This is a genomic window from Vibrio profundi, assembly GCF_043642225.1.
GTDB lineage: Bacteria > Pseudomonadota > Gammaproteobacteria > Enterobacterales > Vibrionaceae > Vibrio > Vibrio profundi_A.
This window is the reverse complement of sequence record NZ_JBHZSF010000008.1, coordinates 169452-190511: the sequence shown is the minus strand read 5'-3', so window position 1 is coordinate 190511 and position 21060 is coordinate 169452. Positions and strand designations below refer to the sequence as shown.

At 45.2% G+C, this 21060-nt stretch carries 18 protein-coding genes; 5 read left to right on the top strand and 13 right to left on the bottom strand.

The window, feature by feature from the left end:
- Positions 1-2304 (top strand): phosphotransferase, encoded by a 2304-nt coding sequence (locus tag ACHUFI_RS14080; RefSeq protein ID WP_394250140.1) that lies wholly within the window; start codon positions 1-3, stop codon positions 2302-2304.
- A 13-nt stretch (positions 2305-2317) separates the two neighbouring features.
- Here the strand turns inward: ACHUFI_RS14080 and ACHUFI_RS14075 are convergent, their stop codons facing one another.
- A complete protein-coding gene (locus tag ACHUFI_RS14075) occupies positions 2318-3298 on the bottom strand; it encodes a Gfo/Idh/MocA family protein (RefSeq protein ID WP_394250138.1) in 981 nt (326 codons plus the stop codon).
- 375 nt (positions 3299-3673) lie between these two features.
- Between ACHUFI_RS14075 and ACHUFI_RS14070 the strand changes: the two genes are divergently transcribed.
- Complete coding sequence (locus tag ACHUFI_RS14070; protein WP_394250136.1) at positions 3674-5428, top strand: ABC-F family ATP-binding cassette domain-containing protein; 1755 nt, start codon at positions 3674-3676, stop codon at positions 5426-5428.
- Between the two features lie 46 nt (positions 5429-5474).
- Here the strand turns inward: ACHUFI_RS14070 and ACHUFI_RS14065 are convergent, their stop codons facing one another.
- Positions 5475-5807, bottom strand: a complete 333-nt coding sequence (locus tag ACHUFI_RS14065) for a c-type cytochrome (RefSeq protein ID WP_394250134.1) — start codon at positions 5805-5807, stop codon at positions 5475-5477.
- Positions 5808-5943: 136 nt separating this feature from the next.
- On the opposite strand from ACHUFI_RS14065, the gene ACHUFI_RS14060 reads away from it, so the two are divergent.
- Positions 5944-6423 carry a GNAT family N-acetyltransferase gene (locus ACHUFI_RS14060; protein ID WP_394250132.1) on the top strand — a complete coding sequence of 160 codons (480 nt, stop codon included), beginning with the start codon at positions 5944-5946 and terminating at the stop codon, positions 6421-6423.
- Between the two features lie 4 nt (positions 6424-6427).
- A complete protein-coding gene (locus tag ACHUFI_RS14055) occupies positions 6428-6949 on the top strand; it encodes a L,D-transpeptidase family protein (protein ID WP_394250193.1) in 522 nt (173 codons plus the stop codon).
- Between the two features lie 69 nt (positions 6950-7018).
- Here ACHUFI_RS14055 and ACHUFI_RS14050 read toward each other — a convergent pair whose 3' ends face one another.
- The 8 genes from ACHUFI_RS14050 to ACHUFI_RS14015 all read right to left on the bottom strand — a co-directional run bounded on the left by ACHUFI_RS14050 (position 7019) and on the right by ACHUFI_RS14015 (position 14733).
- On the bottom strand, positions 7019-7756 hold the full coding sequence (locus ACHUFI_RS14050) for a sulfite exporter TauE/SafE family protein (RefSeq protein WP_394250130.1): 738 nt from the start codon (positions 7754-7756) through the stop codon (positions 7019-7021).
- Positions 7757-7854: 98 nt separating this feature from the next.
- Entirely contained in the window at positions 7855-8562 is a 708-nt protein-coding gene (locus ACHUFI_RS14045) for a glycerophosphodiester phosphodiesterase family protein (protein ID WP_394250128.1), read from the bottom strand.
- A gap of 11 nt (positions 8563-8573) precedes the next feature.
- Entirely contained in the window at positions 8574-9347 is a 774-nt protein-coding gene (locus ACHUFI_RS14040; RefSeq protein ID WP_394250126.1) for a DeoR/GlpR family DNA-binding transcription regulator, read from the bottom strand.
- An 11-nt stretch (positions 9348-9358) separates the two neighbouring features.
- On the bottom strand, positions 9359-10591 hold the full coding sequence (gene ugpC / locus ACHUFI_RS14035; RefSeq protein ID WP_394250191.1) for a sn-glycerol-3-phosphate ABC transporter ATP-binding protein UgpC: 1233 nt from the start codon (positions 10589-10591) through the stop codon (positions 9359-9361).
- Between the two features lie 16 nt (positions 10592-10607).
- Positions 10608-11450, bottom strand: a complete 843-nt coding sequence (ugpE, locus tag ACHUFI_RS14030) for a sn-glycerol-3-phosphate ABC transporter permease UgpE (RefSeq protein ID WP_394250124.1) — start codon at positions 11448-11450, stop codon at positions 10608-10610.
- 28 nt (positions 11451-11478) lie between these two features.
- Positions 11479-12360, bottom strand: coding sequence for an ABC transporter permease subunit (locus ACHUFI_RS14025; protein ID WP_394250122.1), 882 nt, complete (start codon positions 12358-12360; stop codon positions 11479-11481).
- A 147-nt stretch (positions 12361-12507) separates the two neighbouring features.
- Complete coding sequence (locus ACHUFI_RS14020) at positions 12508-13800, bottom strand: extracellular solute-binding protein (protein WP_394250189.1); 1293 nt, start codon at positions 13798-13800, stop codon at positions 12508-12510.
- A 330-nt stretch (positions 13801-14130) separates the two neighbouring features.
- Positions 14131-14733, bottom strand: coding sequence for a 2OG-Fe(II) oxygenase (locus ACHUFI_RS14015; RefSeq protein ID WP_394250120.1), 603 nt, complete (start codon positions 14731-14733; stop codon positions 14131-14133).
- Between the two features lie 332 nt (positions 14734-15065).
- Between ACHUFI_RS14015 and ACHUFI_RS14010 the strand changes: the two genes are divergently transcribed.
- Positions 15066-15842: an MBL fold metallo-hydrolase gene (locus tag ACHUFI_RS14010; RefSeq protein WP_394250118.1), complete on the top strand. Its 777-nt coding sequence runs from the start codon at positions 15066-15068 to the stop codon at positions 15840-15842.
- A gap of 72 nt (positions 15843-15914) precedes the next feature.
- On the opposite strand, the gene ACHUFI_RS14005 is transcribed toward ACHUFI_RS14010, so the two are convergent.
- The 3 genes from ACHUFI_RS14005 to ACHUFI_RS13995 form a co-directional block, all read right to left on the bottom strand.
- Positions 15915-16343 (bottom strand): ATP-dependent zinc protease family protein, encoded by a 429-nt coding sequence (locus ACHUFI_RS14005; RefSeq protein WP_394250116.1) that lies wholly within the window; start codon positions 16341-16343, stop codon positions 15915-15917.
- A 41-nt stretch (positions 16344-16384) separates the two neighbouring features.
- Positions 16385-17290: a 30S ribosomal protein S6--L-glutamate ligase gene (rimK, locus tag ACHUFI_RS14000; protein ID WP_394250114.1), complete on the bottom strand. Its 906-nt coding sequence runs from the start codon at positions 17288-17290 to the stop codon at positions 16385-16387.
- A 264-nt stretch (positions 17291-17554) separates the two neighbouring features.
- The gene (locus tag ACHUFI_RS13995; protein WP_394250112.1) at positions 17555-20974 is read right to left on the bottom strand and encodes a PKD domain-containing protein; all 3420 of its coding nucleotides are present in this window, start codon (positions 20972-20974) and stop codon (positions 17555-17557) included.
- Positions 20975-21060 lie beyond the last annotated feature (86 nt).

The window sequence follows — 21060 nt, the reverse complement described above, 5'->3', positions numbered from 1 at the left end:
ATGCAAGAATTTGAGCGAGCTTTGATTCAAAGAGATGGAGTGATTGATGGTTTGCCAATCATTTTGGATGAAGCGCTAATGTTAGAAACTTTAAAAAGCTTGCGTCCTGAAGACAAATTTCAATCGGCTCAAAAGCAATACATCCGTTACAAAAAAGGCACTAATTGTATTGTGAAATATCACTGTGTAGCCGCGGAACAAAGCCGCGACTACTACGCCAAAGCGTACCGAGAGCAAGATGAAGACAAGTTAGCAAAAGTGACGGCGTTGGGCAGGGCTGAGAATGTTCAAAATGTAGAAGTCTTAGAGGCTGCGCATTTAGCGCTATTTCGATTCCCATACGATGGAAAGCTTAAACCCCTGCCTCTTTTATTTGATAAGAATGTCCAAGCTACCATTATCAATCGTGCCTTGTTCAGAAATGATTGGGTTGATGTAGAAAGCATTGAAACGCTGCAATACAAACCTGAACGCCGATTTGTCGCGAAGCTGAAATTATCCGATGGGACTAAAGCGGTGTTGAAAATGTATACGCATGAACGCTTTCAAACCGCCATGTTATCTAATCGCCATCGTCTAAGAGGCGAACACTTGATTTCATTGATTGGTCGAAGTCAAAAGCAACGCATTCTCTTGTATGAGTGGGTTGAAGGGGAGAGCCTAACTAAGGTCTATCAAGACAGCTCTTTTGATATGGAAAATATATTTGATTGTGGAAAGGAGCTAGGGAACCTTCACCAAACAAAAGGCAAATATGTCCAAGCGAAGAATGATAATGAGTTTGCCCGCTCGCTTGAAGAACTCGCGAACGGTATTAGCTATCTTATTCCGGCGCTGGGCGAACAAGCTCAAGCACTTGCGAGCGAACTTAACTTAGCGGTTCAGTCATTGGCTTCTCCTCACTCAGTCATCCATGGAGACTTTTATTCTAAGCAAGTCCTCATCACAGAGGAGGGCGTTAAGTTCATCGATCTTGATGACGTATCGGTATGGCACAGTGCGTATGATATTGGTGTTTTTATCGCTCATCTAGAACGCGACTATCTGCTTGGCTTGCTACCTGAAACAATTCTTATTCAGTATTTCAAATTATTGCTTGATGGGTATACCAGTGTTCGATACCTGGAAGCGGAGCAAGTTGAACTTTTTACCGCGGTGGCACTATTCCAATTGGCTCACCACCCTTTTAGAAACGGCTCTGATAACTGGGAAAAGGAAGTGAGGCGGATTATGGCGGCCGCTCAAAGCCGATTAAAACGTTACCATCAACAAAAAACGCATAATACGTTTACCGCTCCCCCTCAATTAGTGGATGAGGCGATGCCTTTTTTAAAAGATATTGCGGATTGTTCACGGCTTGCACCGCGGTTGCTAGCATCGCTATCTGACACCATTCACCATGCCGAAAGCTATGTGCTAACAGGCAGTAACGTGATTCGCCATAAAGTCGGTAAACGAATTTTGTTTGAATTGAATATTGAAAACCGTCTTTCGGGAGACCGAATAGTCATGATAGGAAAAGCGCGCGCTAAGGGGTTAGATAAAAGAACCTATCAGTTAAACCATTTCCTTTATCACAATCGGTTCACCCCAGATAGTGAAGACGGTATTCAAGTCCCTAGACCTTTAGGATGTATTCGTCCCTACCACATGTGGCTGCAAGAAAAAGTCGCTGGTGAGACGATTTTTGAACCTTTTTGCAGTCGGCAAGGGAAGTCGGTGGCGGTTAAAGCAGCATGTGCGATTTATAAGCTGCACACTATGGATACCGAAATCGTCAGGCGTCACACGATTGAAGATGAGCTGTTTATACTCGAATCTAACTTAGATAGGGTCGCCGCTAAGCATTCTGAATGGAAACCTGAACTGACAAAAATTATGCAAATGAGTCGCTCTATTTCGAAAAAGCTACCGTTTACCCATGCTTCTTGTATTCATCGTGACTTCTACCATGATCAATTACTGATCGATGGCAAGAAGTTATACATGCTGGATCTCGACCTTTGTTCGTTAGGTGATCCTGCTTTAGACATTGGAAACTTTGTCGCGCATATTCAAGAGCAATGCCTACGCTTGAAAGGAGATTTAGATTACGCACATGATCAAATAGAGGTTTTCTTAGAGACTTATCAAAAATTAATTGGGAGGGATAGTCGACAGAGTGTGAAAATCTATACGATTCTGAGCTTTGTCAGGCATATTTTTATTAGCCAACGTATTCACGATAGGCAGCCTTTTACTCGACAAATAATTGAATATTGCCATGAAGAGCTTACTCAATATTTGTCTGAGCAAGCTCGGTAAACCCTAAAATCTTTTAGCCATCTGAGCTATCCGCAGGAAAACGAATACTCACTTGTTGGCGCATCTCAGTGGTGATTTCGGATGTCATTAACGCTCGTGTATCGCGCTGAGTTTGATTGTTCACGATCCTGTCTACAAACGCTTGGGCTTCATAATACATGGAGTTTTCCGCTTGAGGTAAGCTCAAATCTTCCACGGTACCGTCTCGGTATTCAATGGTCACCTTTGTGCATTCAGCGATATGGTCGATGATAATAGAACCGTTTTCACCTTGTATTTCACTTGGTAAGTGAGAGTCGGTGACCTTGGAGTGAGACAGCAATACATTGTAATCGCGGTAGCAAAAAATCGCCTCACCATGACCATCGACACCTGAATCTAATAACTGCCCAGTAGCCAACGCTTTTTCTGGTTTGCCGAATAACGCGATGGCAGCCGATACACAATAAAAACCGATATCCATCAGCGAACCATTGGAAAATTCAGGATTGAATGTATTCGGGTTTTCTCCATCGAGATACTTTTGATAGCGGGAAGAATATTGACAGTAGCTTAGGTGGGCTTTATGGATCTTTCCGATTTTCGACATCCCATGCTTAATCTGACCAAAATTCGGTAAGAACTCTGATTTATACGCTTCGAAAAATACCAATCCACGTTCTTCGGCAATCTGCACCACCTCTAGGGCTTGAGAGAAGTTTGAAGCGATAGGTTTTTCACAAATAACGTGTTTACCATGATTGAGCATTAACATCGCTTGCTCGGCGTGCAATGAGTTAGGCGAGGCAATATACACAGCATCTATGTTGGGAGATTTTGCTAGTTCGGTGATGTCATCAAATAGTTCTGCGGTGTTGAATTCATCTGCGAACCGCTTTGCGCTTTGTAGTGTTCGGGAATACACCGCCGCCAAAGCTATCTGTTGAGTGTCTAGCGCTCCTTGCACAAATTTACTCGTTATCCAGTTCGTGCCGATTACAGCGAGTCTAATCATGTATCCTTTACCTTCCGTTCATTGGATATGACCAATATCTAAATCTGCGCATGAAAGTTTGCGCTCAACTTATTATGCTAGATATCATTGAATTATCGAATCATCAGAGTACTTAATTGATGAGTTACTCGCTAGAGAAAAGGAGGATTTGATATGTTTGTATGCCGTTTTTTTAACGCGCGTCATTTTGCTATAGAGACTCGCTCAAGAAATATCGTTATCGCGCTGCGATAGTCCGAGCTTGAGCGAAACTTAGAAAAGCATTCATCCCGTCAGGGACACGTTCTACAAAGAGTTCTCTTCACTCGAGCTCTAGGATTGTTGTCAGCACTAGTTTGACAAGGGTTTTTTATGCCCATAATTCTTGAGTTTTTTATGAGTACTTTACTTTCAGCACAATCTATTTCTATTGACCTTACTTCGGGCACTTTGTTTGAAGGGATTTCGTTTACCTTGCAAAAAGGGAATCGTGTTGGCCTTATTGGCCACAATGGTTGTGGAAAAAGCACCTTACTTAAAATCTTAAGCCACCAAAACGACGACTACATAGGGCAACTGTCCCAAGCTAAGCGTTGTGTCGTTGCATATATAGAACAGCACCTGCCTTATCACCTCGAAAGCGTCAGTTTATTGGATGCGCTTTGTGACCAACTGCCAACCTCGATAAAAGAGGAGGAGCAATGGCGTGCCGAAACCTTATTAGTTGAAATGGGTTTTGAACAACACCAATGGGGGCAACTTGCAGGGCAATTGAGTGGCGGCCAACACATGCGTTTATTGTTGGCTCGAGCCTTAATCCAACAGCCTGATCTATTGCTCCTCGATGAGCCGAGTAACCATTTGGATTTGCCTACCCTGTTATGGCTAGAAAAGTTTTTACTTAACTGGAAAGGCAGTTTCGTTTTGGTGTCACATGATCAAACCTTATTGAATAAGGTGACGAACACGACTTGGATCATGCGTGATAAAACTTTGTACCACTTTGATCTTGCTTGCTCTGACGCGAGAGAAGCATTAGCCGAAAAAGATTCTTCGGATGAGCAAAGGCGCAACATCGAACAGAAAGAAATTGACCGAATTGCCAAAAGTGCGAAGCGTTTAGCTGAGTGGGGCAAGGTTTATGACAACGAGGATTTAGCGCGTAAAGCCAAACATATGGAGAAGCGCAAACAGAAGTTAGAGGAAAGCCAAACCCAGTTAGGGGAAGGAACACCTTGGACATTGTCTTTAAAAGGGCAAGCATTGCCAGCAAACCGCCTGATTGATTTCAAACAGGTCATGGTTACACCTGCTCCAAACGCATCTTCTTTATTTCAGGTGTTAGATAAACAGGTGAAAAGCGGTGACCGAGTCGCGATTGTTGGGCGAAATGGTTGCGGTAAATCATCATTGCTGAGAATGCTGTTTCAGCGGTTTAATCAGCTTGATGGGAACCACCTTTCTGGAGATGACTTTGTGTTCCACCCTCAATGTCGGTTGGGTTATTACGACCAGAGTTTGCAGCAGCTACAAGATGACGAAATGTTGCTGGAGGCGCTCCGACCGTTTGCTGATTTAGCCGATGAGCAGAGAAAAATGGCGCTGATCAGCTCCGGCTTTTCTTATGACAGACATACTCAGAAGGTAAAAGAGTTAAGTGGCGGTGAAAGAGCAAGGCTACTATTTGTTGGGCTCACGCTCGCTAACTACCACTTACTGTTTCTTGATGAGCCGACTAACCATCTTGACTTAGAAGGTAAGCAGGAACTTTTTGACACATTAAGTTGTTTTGAAGGCGGCTTGATGGTGGTGAGCCACGATAGAGAGTTGATCGAGACTTGTTGTAATCGATTTTGGCTGGTTAGCGACGGAGTATTTGAGGAGCACCACGATGTTTCAGAAGTATATTGCCGCCTAAGCGTCGATACGAAAACGGATCAGAGGGAAGGTGGCCTTGTTGTTAAGTCTGCCGGATCTCAGCTCGAGTCTTCGAGCGTTTTGGATGAAGAGTCTTTGCTAGCTGAACTATTAAAATTAGAGCAGCTTCTAGATGATGATCTTAACCGAAAGGTGAAGCACCAAAAGCCAGCAATGCAGCTAGAGTGGCGAGACAAAATCAGTGAGATATCCAGTTTACTCGAATTAGATTAATCCCTTTTGAGTCATGAAAAAAAGAAGGCTACCTTAGCCTTCTTTTTTATTGATTTACTTTTCTGATGTAAGCAAAAATGTCGCTCACATCGGATTCAGTCAAGATCTGTCCCCACGCAGGCATACCTTCATTGCCATTCATCACGGTATCCATGAGCTCGCTTTCGGACTCCCAAAAAGACGTTAGCCCATCGTAAATATTGGATGGCTGTTCTGGCAGAGCGCGCCCAGCAATGCCGTCACCGTGGCCGAGATCACCGTGGCAAGATACACAAAGTGTTTTGAACTGTGTTTCACCATTGCTTAGGTCTGCTGCTTGTGTCGCGATAGGCAATATCGTTGCACTGCTGATAAGTAAAGTGAGGATCGTTGATTTCATGAGATTACCTTTTCATCTTGGGTACGGAAATAATCCCACGTTCACCGTGAATAATTCGTGAAAATCCATTCACCGATTAAAGATATTCTGTATTTTCTTTGCTATGGTTCGAATGTTACCTAAGGAAAGCCTGTCTATGCTCATTCGCTCTGCTCAAGTTCACGATATCCAAGCCATTCTTGTCCTCGCCGACCAAATTAACCAGCAACACTTTGAAGGGGCTCCCAGTGTGTTTGCTGATCCACAAGCTTCACATGAAGGAAATGAGGAATACTGGCTAGGGTTGATGCTTGAACCTAACGGCACATTTATTGTGGCTGAATTAGAAGAACGAATTATCGGTTTTGTCGTCGCGAGAATTACTCAAAACCTTGATATTAGCTTTATTCAAGATCATAAAGTGTGTCGTGTTAATACCATAGTGGTCGATGATTCAATTCAAGCACAAGGTGTAGGTAAAGCCTTAATGGCAAAAGTCACCCAGTGGGCAACTGCACAACAAGCGACGGAAATGCGGTTGGAAGTGATGGCGTTCAATGAAAGAGCGTTAGGGTTTTATGAGTCTTTGGGGATGCAAACCCAATCTAGAATCATGGCGATGCCTTTAGAGCCTTAGAATGATGTATTTTAGCTTTGCTCGTTGTTTCGCTGTTGTCGCTGTGATTGTCACCAGTTTTGCCCACGCTGAGACGCAGCAGACCGACCACGCCACAGAACCCACCATCACATTAGTCAAAGTCGATAAATCGAAACGACGATTGTACCTAATGAGTGGAGACCGCGTGATTCGAGAATATCGCGTTGCGTTAGGGAAGTACCCCAAAGGGCATAAGCTTCATGAGGGCGACAACCGTACACCTGAAGGCCAATATCGACTGGATTATGTGACCGAAGAATCCAATTTCTACCGTTCCATTCATATCAGTTATCCTCACTTGCAGGATGTAATTAGAGCTGGAGAATTTGGTCTATCCCCTGGCGGGAACATCAAAATTCATGGTCTAAAAAATGATGAAACTCGCTCGCCCCAATTTATCCAAAGCTTCGATTGGACAAACGGATGCATTGCGCTAACCAACCAAGAAATTGACGAATTCATCGCGCTTGTCGAAATGGGTACGCCAATTCATATTGAATGGTGATTGTTATCTTGAGGGCTGTCGAACGCCTAAAACCTTCCAAGTGACGATAACCCCACAAGAATATTCACCTTAAAGTAGAACTCGCGCGGCACTCACCGAAGCAATCACAAGCAGCAGTACAATTGTGACGGGTTTGAATTTTTCTCCCCCAAACCTATCGAAAAGTTTTGCACCTATATAGCCCCCGAACATGCTGGCTGGCAGTAAAGCGATGGTCAGAACGATGACCGTCCAATTTACGATACCACTGACGGAAGCCGCCGCAAAGGCACTGGAATCTGCCAATACAAAAAAGGCGATTAAGCACGCCCTAGCCACATGAGGCGCAATGGGACTTGCCAATGCGTGAGCGCCAATAGGTGGCCCAGACATTGAAGCTGCTCCATTCATTAACCCTGCGAGGCCACCCAATAAATATGGCGCGAACTTAGGCTCGGTTTGATACTGAAAGCCTTGTTTGATCATTAATGCGGAAGCAAAGATAAACCCGCTGATGATAAGAATGATCGTATCTTGGCTGACGCTTTTAAGAACTAATAAGCCAATCGGTGTAAACAGCAAGCATGGGATAAAGACTTTTCCAACCCAGCGCCAGTTTACGTAATGTCGCACCTTAGGTAATAACTGAACATTACCCAGTAGGTCGATCAACATGAATACTGGCACCAGTTCAATCACAGGCATGAAGAGTGCGCTTAATGGTAGGGCAACTAAGGTGAAGCCAAAGCCGGAAAATCCGCGAACGATTGCTGCGAAGATAAAAATAGCGAAAAGAGCAGGGAAGATTGGGCTGAAAATCAGTTCCATGGGAGCATTCTACCTTAGAAATATTAGGCGCGAATGTACTCCTAATATTTCTAATCTGCTACAAAAAATGCACAGGTTTTGGCAAAACTTTCAGGGATTTAACAAAAGCGTGTTGGGTAATCAGTAAACACGGCATTTACTTTATTGAGCAATGGGAATTCACTCGGTTCGTTAACGGTATAACACCACACTTGAAGGCCCGATTTAATGAGGTTATCGATATCTTCATCGGTGGTGTTTTCATGGTTAAGGTGGCAACTAAACGCGTTGACAGTGTGGAGCATTTGAAGCTCTTGCTCTGATAGTTTCTCGGAGATCAAACCTAAACGATAATCTGGAATTTCTTGAGAAATAGCGGTCACGACTTGGTGGCTGAAGCTAGACAGTAAAACCTGATCTTTGGAAATCTGAGAGGTGATCAACGCTTCTTTTAGCAAGATAACGACATGCTGAGTGTCATGTTTGTCGACCTTGACCTCTAAGTTGAGGTTCAGTTTGGTTTCTTTCGCTAGGTCTAACAGCTCATGCAATGTCATGATCGGTTCACCGTTAAAGTCCGGCTTTTTCCAGCTTCCAAAATCCAGAGCTTTAAGTTCGGCTAAGGTGTGGCTATCGACACGACCTTGCCCATTACTGCAGCGTTCTAGCGTATGGTCGTGGCACACAACAAGAATATTGTCCTTGGTCGGTTGAACGTCCACTTCAACCCAAGTTAATCCAAGAGCAATAGCTTGCTCGATACTTGAACGAGTGTTCTCTGGATGGGTCCCTGCGACTCCACGGTGGCCGACGATAATTGGTGACATGATATTTCCTTTTAAAATATTGCCGACTGGGCAACCACAAACTCTACTTGGTTTCTTCGACATAATTGTTGAATATTATCGGGTGCTTCGTCTACAAACATTCTTTGCATTTCTGACAACTGCCCACTCACGATTGGCGCGTATCGCCCTAATTTTGTTTGATCAGCCACTAACCAGCATTGTTCGCTCTGTTCAATGATGGCTCGGGTCAGGTTGGCTTCTTCTGGTGTAAAATCGAGAAGTTGCCCATTTTCCCCTAAGCCGCCCACACCAAAAATACCGATTTTGATATTGAATTGACGGTAGAAGTTAGTGGCCGATTCGCCAATAGTGTCTTCATCCGACGAACGTACCGCCCCTCCCGCTAGGAAAACCGAGATATTAGGATTGCTGCTTAAGGTTAGTGCGGCATTAATGTTGTTGGTGACCACCGTTAGCCCAGGGTGATCAAGCAATGCTTGAGCAACGTGTTTAGGTGTAGTGCCGATTCCTAGGAAGATACTTGTGCCTTCAGGGAGCGCTTTCACCACTTCTTGAGCAATGCTCTGTTTCGCTGAGAGATTAAGGAGCTCTCTATTACTGAATGATAAATTGTCATTAGCACTAGGGAGCGAGATCCCGCCATGAACACGGCGGACTAACCCTTTATCACTCAACTCATTCATGTCTTTTCTGATCGTTTGAACAGAGACAGTGAAACGTTCAGACAACAGCGCACTGGATAGTACGCCGTGTGATTGCTGAAGATAAGTGAGAATGTCTTTTTGTCTCGATGATAAACCCACGGCGCGACCACTTATGCAATAGCTGAAGACAGTGTTTGAGTGACCTCTTCATTGGTATTTAGAGAAGAAAGTGGCTCTGAAATCGTCTGTTGTAATGGGGAAATACGTTTACTGTCTTGACCAAATATGTGCAGATTGTCTTTATTAATCACTAGCGATAAGTCGACGGACTGATCGAGTTCCATTTCGGGAGTCACCGCAATGAACGACGTTTGATCGACTTTGCCGTGTACCAGTTGATTTGGCCCCAGAGGCTCGACAACCGAAATCCGCAAGTTAAGGCTTAATGGGCTGTGATTCAAGCTCTCGGTTTTATTAGAAAGAGACTGAATCTCGGCGTGTTCTGGCCTGATGCCAAGCGTCACCGTTTCATTTTTTAGATGCGCATAGTTCGACAAGTAAAGTTGCTGTTCGCCAACCGTTAAGTAACCCTCATCGATGACCGCTGGGATGAAGTTCATTGCCGGGCTTCCGATAAAGCTTGCTACAAATGTACTCGCTGGCTGGTGGTAGACCTCGGCAGGTGTACCGACTTGCTCAATTTCACCTTGGTTCAGCACCACGATGCGGTCGGCAAGGGTCATGGCTTCTACTTGGTCATGGGTTACATAGACACTTGTTACGCCTAGCTCTCGTTGCAGCTTTTTGATTTCTAAACGCATGTGGGCGCGAAGCGCAGCATCTAGGTTGGAAAGTGGTTCATCAAATAGAAACAACTGCGGATCACGCACGATGGCTCTGCCCATTGCGACTCGTTGACGCTGACCACCAGACAGCTTCGCAGGTTTTCGGTCGAGGTATTCTTCAATCTTTAGAGTTTTGGCAACTTTCTCAATTTTTGATTGAATCTCTGACTTACCGACTCCTCGGTTTTTCAGTCCATACGCAAGATTGTCGTAAACACTCATATGTGGGTAAAGCGCATAGTTTTGAAAGACCATCGCGATGTCTCTTAGCGCTGGTTTTTCTGTATCGACTCTGCGCCCACCAAGATGGATTTCACCACTAGAGATACTTTCTAGGCCGGCAATTGAACGTAAAATGGAAGACTTGCCGCAACCTGATGGGCCAACGAGAACCAGAAATTCGCCCTTATGAATGTCTAGGCTAACGCCTTTGACCGCTTTGTGCCCGTTTTCATAAGTTTTGACTAGTTGCTTAATACCTAGCATGGTTGGTTCCTTTCTGATTTCAATTACGTTGTGTGACGATGTGTTTTGTTTCGAGTTGTTGGTGGTAGCCATCGATGGCGTATCTTGTTTATTTTTCACTTTCGACTAACCCTTTTACGAACCATCGTTGGAATAGTACGACGACTAGAATTGGCGGTAGCATCGCGAGAATGACCATGGCAAATGCGTAGTCATAACGCGGTAAACTGGTCTCATTGATATTGTTGAGGACTTGCTTAATTCCCATCACAATCGTGTTGTAACTTTCGTCTGTCGTCATCATGATTGGCCATAAATATTGGTTCCAACCCACCACAAACATGATGATGAAAATAGCGGCGATCATCGTTTTCGACAGTGGCAGAAGTATGTCGATGAGAAATCGAAATGGCCCAGCATTATCGAGTTGTGCCGCTTCGAGTAACTCATCGGGGATGGTTTTGAAAAACTGTCGGAAGAAGAACGTGGCCGTGGCAGAGGCAATGAGTGGCAAAATTAACCCAGTGTAGCTGTTCAGCAGCCCCAACCCCGCCACCACTTCATATGAAGGGATGATGCGGACTTCAAGCGGTAGCAGAAGGGTGACAAAAATCAGCCAAAACCAAGCCGTCGCGTATGGAAGTCTAAAGTAAACCAAAGCAAAGGCTGCCATCATTGAAATGACGATCTTTCCTATCGCAAACCCTAATCCCATGATCATGGAGTTGATGATCATACTTTTCGCGGTCACGGCGTCACTAAAGCCTAGGCTCTTATTCCAAGCTTCATCGTAAATCGCTGCCATATTGTCGCCAGGCAACCATTGCAAGCCATCGCTGACGATGGTGTTTGGGTTGTGTGTGGAGCTTGCAAAAATCAGCCAAATTGGGATTAACATGAATAATGCTCCCACGATTAAAATCAGATGATCGGTGATCTTATTACTCTTCATCGGTATCACTTCCTAAAGCTAGAGTTCGTTAGTAATGCACGCGCTTTTCAACAACGCGGAACTGGATAAATGTGAGAGTGAGGACAAGCAGAAGTAACACGACAGATTGCGCCGAGCTTCCCCCCAAATCCGCGCCAACAAAACCATCACGGTACACTTTGTACACAAGTGAAGTCGTGCCTCCGCCCGGACCACCGTTTGTCATGGTATCTATCACCCCGAAGGTCTCGAAAAATGAGTAAGTTAGGTTGATCACGAGTAAGAAAAAGCCTGTTGGGGCAAGCAGCGGGAAGGTGATGGTCCAAAATCGTTTGGAGTCGCTGATGCAGTCTAAGGTGGCCGCTTCTTTGACTGCATAAGAGATAGACTGTAAGCCCGCCAAGAAATAGATAAAGTTGACCGAGACTTGCTTCCAAACTGAAACAATGACCAACGCGACGGTGGCATCTACCGGATCGGTTTGGAAGCTAAACTCCCAACCTATCGTGGCAAACAGCTCGGTGAATATTCCGATATGAGGGTTGAAAAGAAAGCCTCCAATCACGCCAGCAATCGCGGGAGCAACCGCATAAACCCAAGTTAAGGTGACTTTGTAGGCTCCCTGACCATGAATAATGTTGTCTGCTTTAACGGCGAGCAGTAACGCTAATCCTAAAGATAGGAATGAAACGACTACGGCAAACATCAGTGTGAAGCCAATCGATGATAGATATTCCGCCGACTCGAATAGAATTTGGTAGTTCTCAAACCACACAAACAGCGATGAGGTACCCCATGGATCCTCAAGCATGAAAGAGAGATAAACCGCTTTTGCTGCGGGATAAACAAAAAAGACCGCAATGATCAGGATCTGTGGTGCTAAAAACACATAAGGCAGCGGCGAGTGAAAAAATTGCTGACGACGTTCCACGAAGTAATTCCAAAAATTGATGAGTAAGTAAAAGTGACTTCAACGCACAAAGAGATGTGACAACGGTTAAGAGAAATCAGGGTTAGCGTTCGCTGTCGGCTTACTCAGCGGGGTGTTGCCTCACCAAGTAAGCCGATGTGTTTGAGGCTAGTTCATCGTACGTGCGAAACGTTTCAGTAACTTGCCGCTTTCGTTTTCTACTTTGTCTAAGCTCTTCTCGACACTCGAGCGTCCTGCAAAAATGTTGTCGAATTCACGATGCATCACTTCGCGGATTTGAGGGTAGTATCCTAGACGGTAGCCTTTGGTCCACTCACCTGACTTAAGGCTTAGCTGCTTAACGCCAACCTCAGCATCGGGTTGTTCTTGATAGTAGCCAGACTGTTTAGCCAAATCGTAAGCGGCATTGGTGACTGGTACATAGCCAGTGGTTTTATGCCAGTAAACCTGAGTCGCAGGCTTCGTTAAGTAATCGAAGAACGCTGCTACGCCTTTATCTTGGGCTTTTTCATGACCATTCAGTGCGAACAGTGCTGCGCCACCAATAAAGGTTAAGCCCGCATCTGGGTTTACTGATTCCCAGTAAGGTAAGTAAGTCGTACCTAGGTCGAATTTCACTCGGTTACGTAGGCCGCCAAATGAGCCAGAAGAGCCCATCCACATTGCCACTTCTTGGCGCTCAAATGGGGTTTGGTTCGCATCCCAGTCACTGCCGTAATACTTGTAGTAGCCTAAGTCAGACCACTCTTTCATTTTGCTTACGTGCATCATCATGTCTTTAGTGTTGAACATGATTTTGGTCGATAGCCCGTCGTAACCATTGTTTTGGTCTGAAACCGGTAGGTTGTGGCGAGACTTAAAGTTCTCGAACATAATCCAAGGAGTGAGGGATTGTGAAAAAGTGATGTAGCCTTGGGATTTAAGTTTTTTAGCCGCAGCTTCAAGCTGTTCATAGGTTTTTGGCGCGTCTACACCGACTTTGTTAAGAATGTCTTTGTTGTAGTACAGCACAGGTGTCGAGCTGTTAAATGGCATGCCTACCATTTTACCTTCGCTATCTGCGTAGAAGTTGCGAACGCCCGCCAGGTAGTCGTTTGAATTAAAGCTGTAGCCTGACTCAACAAGAATATCTTGAACTGGTTTCGCGACGCCTTTCGCATTCATGATCGTTGCAGCGCCAGCGTCAAACACTTGCAGAATATTCGGCGCTTCGCCCGCTCGGTATGCGGCGATACCTGCGGTCAGTGTTTCGGTGTACGAACCTTTGTAGATTGGTGTGATTTTGTAATCATCTTGAGAAGCGTTGAAGTCCGTTGCGATTTGATTAACGGTTTCGCCAAGTTGACCACCCATAGCATGCCACCACGTTACTTCAGTTGCTGCTAAAGAGGGTACTGAAACGGTTGCAGAAAGTACGCCTGCGAGCCATAGCTTATTCATCATAGTTTCCTTGTGGATGAAGATCGTTACTGGTTGATTACGTATTAATTGAATCTGGTTTCGAACGAAACGGGCTGCATCGAATGTTATTGGCCAATCAATCTAGTCAGTGACATTGAGGTGGCTAAACTTTCGTACGAGACCACAGGTGTTTCGTTTGATGCTATCTTGGCGGAGGTTTGTTTCAGAGTTGTTACTCTAAAGCTTCAAATAGATGAAGGATTTATGTATCACATATGTGTTATCACACTTTTGAGCGGGACAGGTTTCAAGGTATGTCTGATTCTTTAAAGGGGAGGGCTTCGCCACGTAGAGTACGTGGCGGTTAAATCAGTGAGCAATATCGAGTTGGTTATTTTTGACGCCGTTAATGCGAAACCAACCTGCAATGCTGAACCTTTCGCGGTTGGTTGGTAACACTTCATGAGGAAACTGTTCGGACAAAAAGACAAATAGTCGCCCAGCCTTTGGCGGTAGTGTCGTCACTTTCTTATCATTTAAATCGTAAACTACGAGCTCGCCACCATCTTCTGCTGACCATTCGTCATTCATGTAAAACACCGTGGTGAGCCGGCGGTTTTCATTGCCTTGAAAACAATCCAAATGCTTTTGATAAAAGTCGCCTTTTTCATATTTGGCGAAGTGCGCTTCATATTCGAAGAGCCCCAAGAAAAACGCTTGGTTCGCTGCTAAACGAATTTGCTCCATTTTATCTAGAAATAATGAAACGGGCTGTCCCAAATCGCGGTTAAGCCATTGGATCTTATCGCTACGAATGTCAGCCTTTCGTGTCACTTGATCATTACGTCCAATCCTTGCTTGTTTCCAGTTTTCAGGAATGCTCTCTCTTAGTGCTGACACTTCCATAGGGGACAGAAAATCATCCCAGACGAAATATCCTTGGGTAGCAATTGCTTCTATTAGTCGGTTCATGTGTAGCGCTCAGTAAAAGTTCGGAGCGTCTATATAAGGGAAGTGCAATGAGTCGGCAATTCGACTCTTTTGTCGTGACGATAAATGGGGAAGTTAAGGGCACGATATGGCGATGAACTTAATAAAGCATTAGAGAAATACTGCTAATGTAACTCTGTTCATTTAGGGGAAAGATGAGCGATTTGGGCAGCCTTTTTGTTAGCTCTATCAATTTGTGAACTTAGAATTGTTAACAAAATGATCGAAATAGAGACTTGTTTGCTATGTTATAGGTCTGACCAGTTGTTGGGTGAAGACTGGTCACGTTGATTTAGGCTAAACAAGGATCGGTTTTGCAACTGCACACAATTAAGGGTTATATCCAAAACATGTACTTGGTGGAGTATTCTGACAAGTTATTACTTCTGGACGGTGCTTGTCGCGCGGATATACCCAACCTACAAACTTTTATTGAGACCACTTTGAATCGTGACTTTAATGATTTGCACACGGTTGTGGTGACTCACATGCACCCGGATCATGCCGGTGCCGCGCATAAATTAAGATCATTAACCAACTGTAAATTGGTGGCGGCGGATCGGGCGAAAGATTGGTATCACGGTTGGGATGGAATACTGATGCACCTGACCGATTTAGCGTTGGCTCGGTGGATGGCAAACCGTTTAGGGAAACCTAAAGCAAATTTATGGTACTCACGAAAGCTCAAGCCGGATTATAAGCTGTCTGATGGTGATACGATCCCTGAGTTTGATGATTGGGTGGTACTCGAAACTCCGGGTCATACTGATCGAGATCTTTCCGTTTATTGCCCTTCTCAAAGTTTGGCGTATGTGGCGGATCTTATGGTGGAAGTGAAGCAAAAACTTATTCCTCCTTTTCCGATTTTCCACCCAAATCAATATCGAAAATCGCTTGAGCGTATTTACAAAATGGATGTTGAGACCTTGCTTGCTGCTCATGGTGGGAAAGTCGATTTGAATGAAGAAGCCTTTGAACATTTGCTGAGAAGTGCCCCGCGCAGCCCGGTGACTCATTGGCGTGTTACTAAAATTAAGCTGAAAAGCTTAATCAGGTCGATATGGCGCTTTGGTCTACAAGCTAAAAAGTGAAGCTCATAAAGTAGAAAGTAGAAAGTAGAAAGCAGAAAGGCCAGCGTAATAAGCTGGCCTTGTTTTACCTTGTTAGTGAGCTAACAGGAAAGATTCACTCGGGTCGACAATCACTCGGTTACTCATGCCTTGTCTGCCGAGTAGCATCATGTAAGTCATGTCTTGACGATTACTTAAAGTGACGTCGATCATCCATTGCTGTCCACCAAGCTTTAGCAAAGTTTCAATCATACAGCGGTGCTCAACTTCCCCGTTTGAAGATTTGATCTTACGGCTCGCTTTCAACTTAGCTTGGCTACGAACTGTGTGTTCAAGATCGTAAGCATCTGGGTGTAAGTCAAACTCGACGTATTTTTCACCGTCTTTTTTAAAACAAATCAAGTTGTCGACGTGTAATGACGAGGTTTTTGCACCAGTATCGACACGTGTTTGTAGCTGAGTAATCCCTAACTCTGGTAAGCAAACTGCTTCCGTATTTCCAATGATCATTTTTGAATTCATGTTCATTTCCAATCAGATTCTGTTTCGATATTTATGCGTGCTTAACCTTTGCCACGAGTACGGTTCGCATTAGGCTTCGCGTTTTTTTCAATAAACTCGAAAATCATGTCAGCAACGTCTTTTCCTGTTGCTTTTTCAATGCCTTCTAAACCCGGAGAGGAATTCACTTCCATCACTACAGGGCCATTCTTTGATTGTAGGATATCCACACCACATAAGTTCAAGCCCATGATTTTTGCCGCGTTGATAGCCGTTGCACGTTCTTCTTTGCTTAATTTAACCAACTGAGCGCTACCGCCACGGTGCAAGTTAGAACGGAATTCACCTTCACCCGCTTGACGTTTCATTGCAGCAATCACTTTGTTGCCTACCACGAAGCAGCGAATGTCAGCGCCTTTGGCTTCTTCGATGAATTCTTGAACCAAAATGTTCGCTTTTAAGCCCATGAATGCTTCGATGACACTTTCTGCCGCTTTGTTGGTTTCAGCGAGCACAACGCCAATACCTTGAGTGCCTTCTAATAGCTTAATCACAAGTGGCGCACCGCCCACATTTTTGATTAAGTCTTGAATTTTATCAGGGCGGCTCGCAAATCCTGTTTTCGGTAAGCCGATACCTTTACGTGAAAGCAACTGCAGTGAGCGAAGCTTATCGCGAGAGCGGCTGATCGCTACCGACTCATTCACGCAGAATGTGCCCATCATTTCAAATTGGCGAACCACTGCTGTTCCATAGAAAGTAATGGAAGCGCCAATACGTGGGATCACTGCGTCGTATTGAGGTAGCTCTTCACCCATGTAGCGAATCTTCGGATTGTTGCTCGTAATATCTATGTCACAGTGCAACGTGTCGATCACATCGACTTGGTGCCCACGAGCTTCTCCAGCCTGCTTTAAGCGAAGGGTAGAGTATAGATTTTCGTTACGAGAAAGAATTGCGATACGCATGGCGTTTCCTTAGTAAATACCGATATGGTAACTGCGAATAATAGAGTTCTTTTCCAAGCTCACAGCCCAATTGATTGAGCGGTTGGCTTGCTTCGGGGCGAACCTTAAGGCTTTTCGAGTGACTAAGAAAACGAATTAAATTTGTCGAGTCGACAACAAAAATTTATTAACGGTGTGAGTTATTGGTACAGCAAGGAGAGCAAACGTTATCTGCAGTTTGAAAGCGCAGATAACGAATGAAAACTGAGCAAAATTATTTTAAATCTATAGATTTACATTGTTGGAGTAGGCAGATTCACCGCTATTGTTTGTCGCTTTGACTCGATATCTATGGTCTGAGTCTGACGGTGTAAAATGATACTGAGTGGTGTTTTCCGGTACGGTAGCAAGCACAGAGTATGGGCAAGTCTTGTTTCTTCCTTTTCCTTGCTCTAGGCAGTGTTCGACAACAAATTGGGTCTCGTTATTGGAGTTGTCGTCCCAACTTAATGTCGCGCCAGTGACGACTTTATTTCGCCCTTTCCCTTCGGTTTGCTTAGTGGCCACCAAATTGGTTGGTGCAGTAGGAGGCGCCTCGACGGGGTCTGAAACGGTTATCGAACGGCTGGTGGAACCGGTTTCGCTGCTGTTGTCGCTCACCAGTAGAGAGACCGAGTAAGTGCCTGCGTTAGCGAACGTGTGGGTTGGGTTTTGATCTGTTGAGTTTGAACCGTCTCCAAAGCTCCAATCCCACGATACAACACTGCCGTCTGAGTCCGATGAAAGATCAGTAAAATCAACCTGTAACCCATTGATGGCTTCAGTGAAGGCTGCGGTTGGCGGACTGTTAGGAGCGGTGACGGTGACCTCTTGGCTTGCAGTGTTACTTGCGCCGTCGTTGTCGGTGACCATCAGTGTGACATCGTAAGCCCCTGAAGCGGAGTAAGTCCGGTCTGGGTTTTGGCTCGTTGAGGTTCCTCCATCACCAAAGTTCCATTGCCACGCCGCGATAGTGCCGTCGGAATCACTAGACGTATCGCTAAAGCTGATGGTCAATTCGTTTGGTGTCCAATCAAAATCTGAAGTAGGTGGTGTATTTTCCGGAGCGTCACTGTATTCGATGTAGAGCCTTGCGGACAAGTGACTGACACCTTCGTATGCTTCGGCCGTTCTTGTACCTGTCCCTTCTATCATAAACACCAAGCTGTTACCGCTGTTCCAACCGATACGGTTGACGACGGACTGAACTAGACCGTGAATGCCTGGAGAGGTATGGCTATCACCAACAGAATTCCACTCGGGAATGTTCCAATTCACAGTCGCGGCTGTCGGTACTCGAGAAGACACATCAAAGGCGTTGGAAGTAAACGCTAGGGCATTATCGGAAGCTTGGATGGAAATCTGCACATCGGTGGCGGCTGAGCTCGTTTCATCCACTGAAAATTCCAAATAGGCTAAGTCAATGGTGGCACCTTGAGGGATTGTAATGTTATTGAACCGTAGTCCGACGATTTGCTCGCCATTTGAAGATAGGTCATCCACCAGTTCGATGTCGCTACTATTGATGTACATGCTGCCGTCACTAAGGGTTTCTTCGACATCATCACTACCACTTGATATTTGACGGGATACAAAGTTCGTTTCGGAAGTTGGAATGGCATAACTGTCGATGAGTACCCCATTTCGAGTGATGAATTCGAATAGCATTTGGCTGTTATTCGCAAAAATACGCATGGCGCCATAATCACCGTTGTATTGAATTTCACTGCCGATGATAGGATCCCCGAGGCCATATAAACTTCGTCCGCCTAGTCCATTCACGAAATAGGGAATGCCGTTGCGGATGATGCGCTCGTATATGTGGTCGTGCCCTGCAAACACGGCATCAGCGCCCCATTCCGAAAATGGCCACTGCATACTCGGATCCGATCCATGGCCAGAGGAAGATGAAAAGGCCGCATGATGGAAAAACACCACCTGCCAAGGGGAAGTGGAAGCGGCGAGTTGCGCTTGTAACCAAGCCTTTTGTTGTGCCATATCGGTACTGCTAATACGGGCATTGTGGCTGTCTATTGAGAAAAAGTGTACTGGCCCTTGGATGAAATCGTAATAACGTTCGTTGCCGGATGTGTTGCTTGTGGTGATATCACTTCCTGGCAATGTGAAATAACTAAGGTACTCCTCAATACCTAGGCCATCGGTATAGTCGTGGTTGCCCGGGGAAGGAAAAAACGCATTCGTTTCACTATTACCACCTGCGCAAAATGACCCAGGTGTTACATCGGTAACGAAGTCACAATAAAATTGACCAATGACGGTATCAAAACTTCTGTCGCCGTATCGGTTATCTCCCGCAGTAATAATGAAATCCAAATCCCATGTACCGACTTGCGCGGCAACATCTCCTGAAGCAGTGCTTCCGTCACCAAAATCACCTAACATTGCGAAAGTCACGCTGTTATCGAGGGGAACCACTGTGTCCCTGAAGAGGGCTGAAATTGGCCCTGTGACTTCGCCAGTTCTTGCGTTGTCTCTTTGATCAGCAATCCCTGAGGCAACGCCGTTATATATGATGTCGGGGTTAGAGATTTGTTGAGCTCTAGGGCATCCATTTGGACATTGCGCGGAATAAGACATCATGGTGCGATATGAGCCGTTGACGTAATGGGCAAATGACCAAGGGAAAGAGGCGGTACTTGACGTTGCGGAGCTGTTTTCTGGATTGTGCTCCATCCCTAAATTGTGTCCATGCTCGTGGCCAAATGTCAGGTTACCCACTGCGCAGTCAATATCGGTGGCTTGGAATGCCCATGGGGCAAAGCCCGTACCGGGGTTTCTTTGCACATAGCCTGTCCCACAAGATCCTGGGGTGTCAACGATGACAGAGACCATATCGGCACCATATTGATTCCTCAGGTCTGCAACCTCCTGATCACTGTCGACCCAATAAAGATCGTCTGTCGTATTTCCTGCAGTGTTGTAATTGACGTGCTGAGTATGAACCAACCGATAACGTAGAGTCATTTCGCTGTTGATAAAGGCGTTATTCGATGCATCAACGGCAGCTTGAGCAATTGCCTCCATTTGCGCCGTGCTACCTGCATCAGCTAATGCGTCGTTAGAATAAACGATCAGCAGGTCGATGATCGTTATTGCTTCGGATGCCGTTATATTGTTTAAAGTGGGCGCACTGTCTTGTTGTTCTTCTTCAACCACAACAAAGTCAGCATCAAGTTCAGGGAAAGCGTTGTTATCGAGTAACTCAACAGTGAGTTGTTTATTGGGCGTCGACATCAATTCGTAGACGTCAGTACTCACCCGAACGCGACCAATCACAATACCGTGTTTAAGAGTGAGCGTTACTTCGCTGTCTGGTTCGTCTTTAACCACGCCAAACCAGGCGACTTCACCTTTGGCTCTCCGCTCAAGATGCTCTCGAACCAAGATAAGTTCACGGTTATCGGGAACGATAATGGATAAGTGAGTGACGCCATTTTCAATGCTTTTCGAATTCATCGCACCAATTACGGAAGATCTCGCATATTCACTTCGATTTGCGATAGCTGGGTGAGATACAAAAATGGGGTGATTTAATTGGGGGGAATTCGCAGCAGCAAGCATAGGTATAGCGCTGATATGAAGTGCAAGAATGGTAACGAAGAGAGATGAACTCACATAAGCCCATAGGCAAGACAGAATACGCATTTCTAACTCCTTGAAGCACGATCGCAAAACCTGAGTCTGCAATCTGACCCGGGAATGTTGCTATTGATGTATTTATCAGTTTAGCT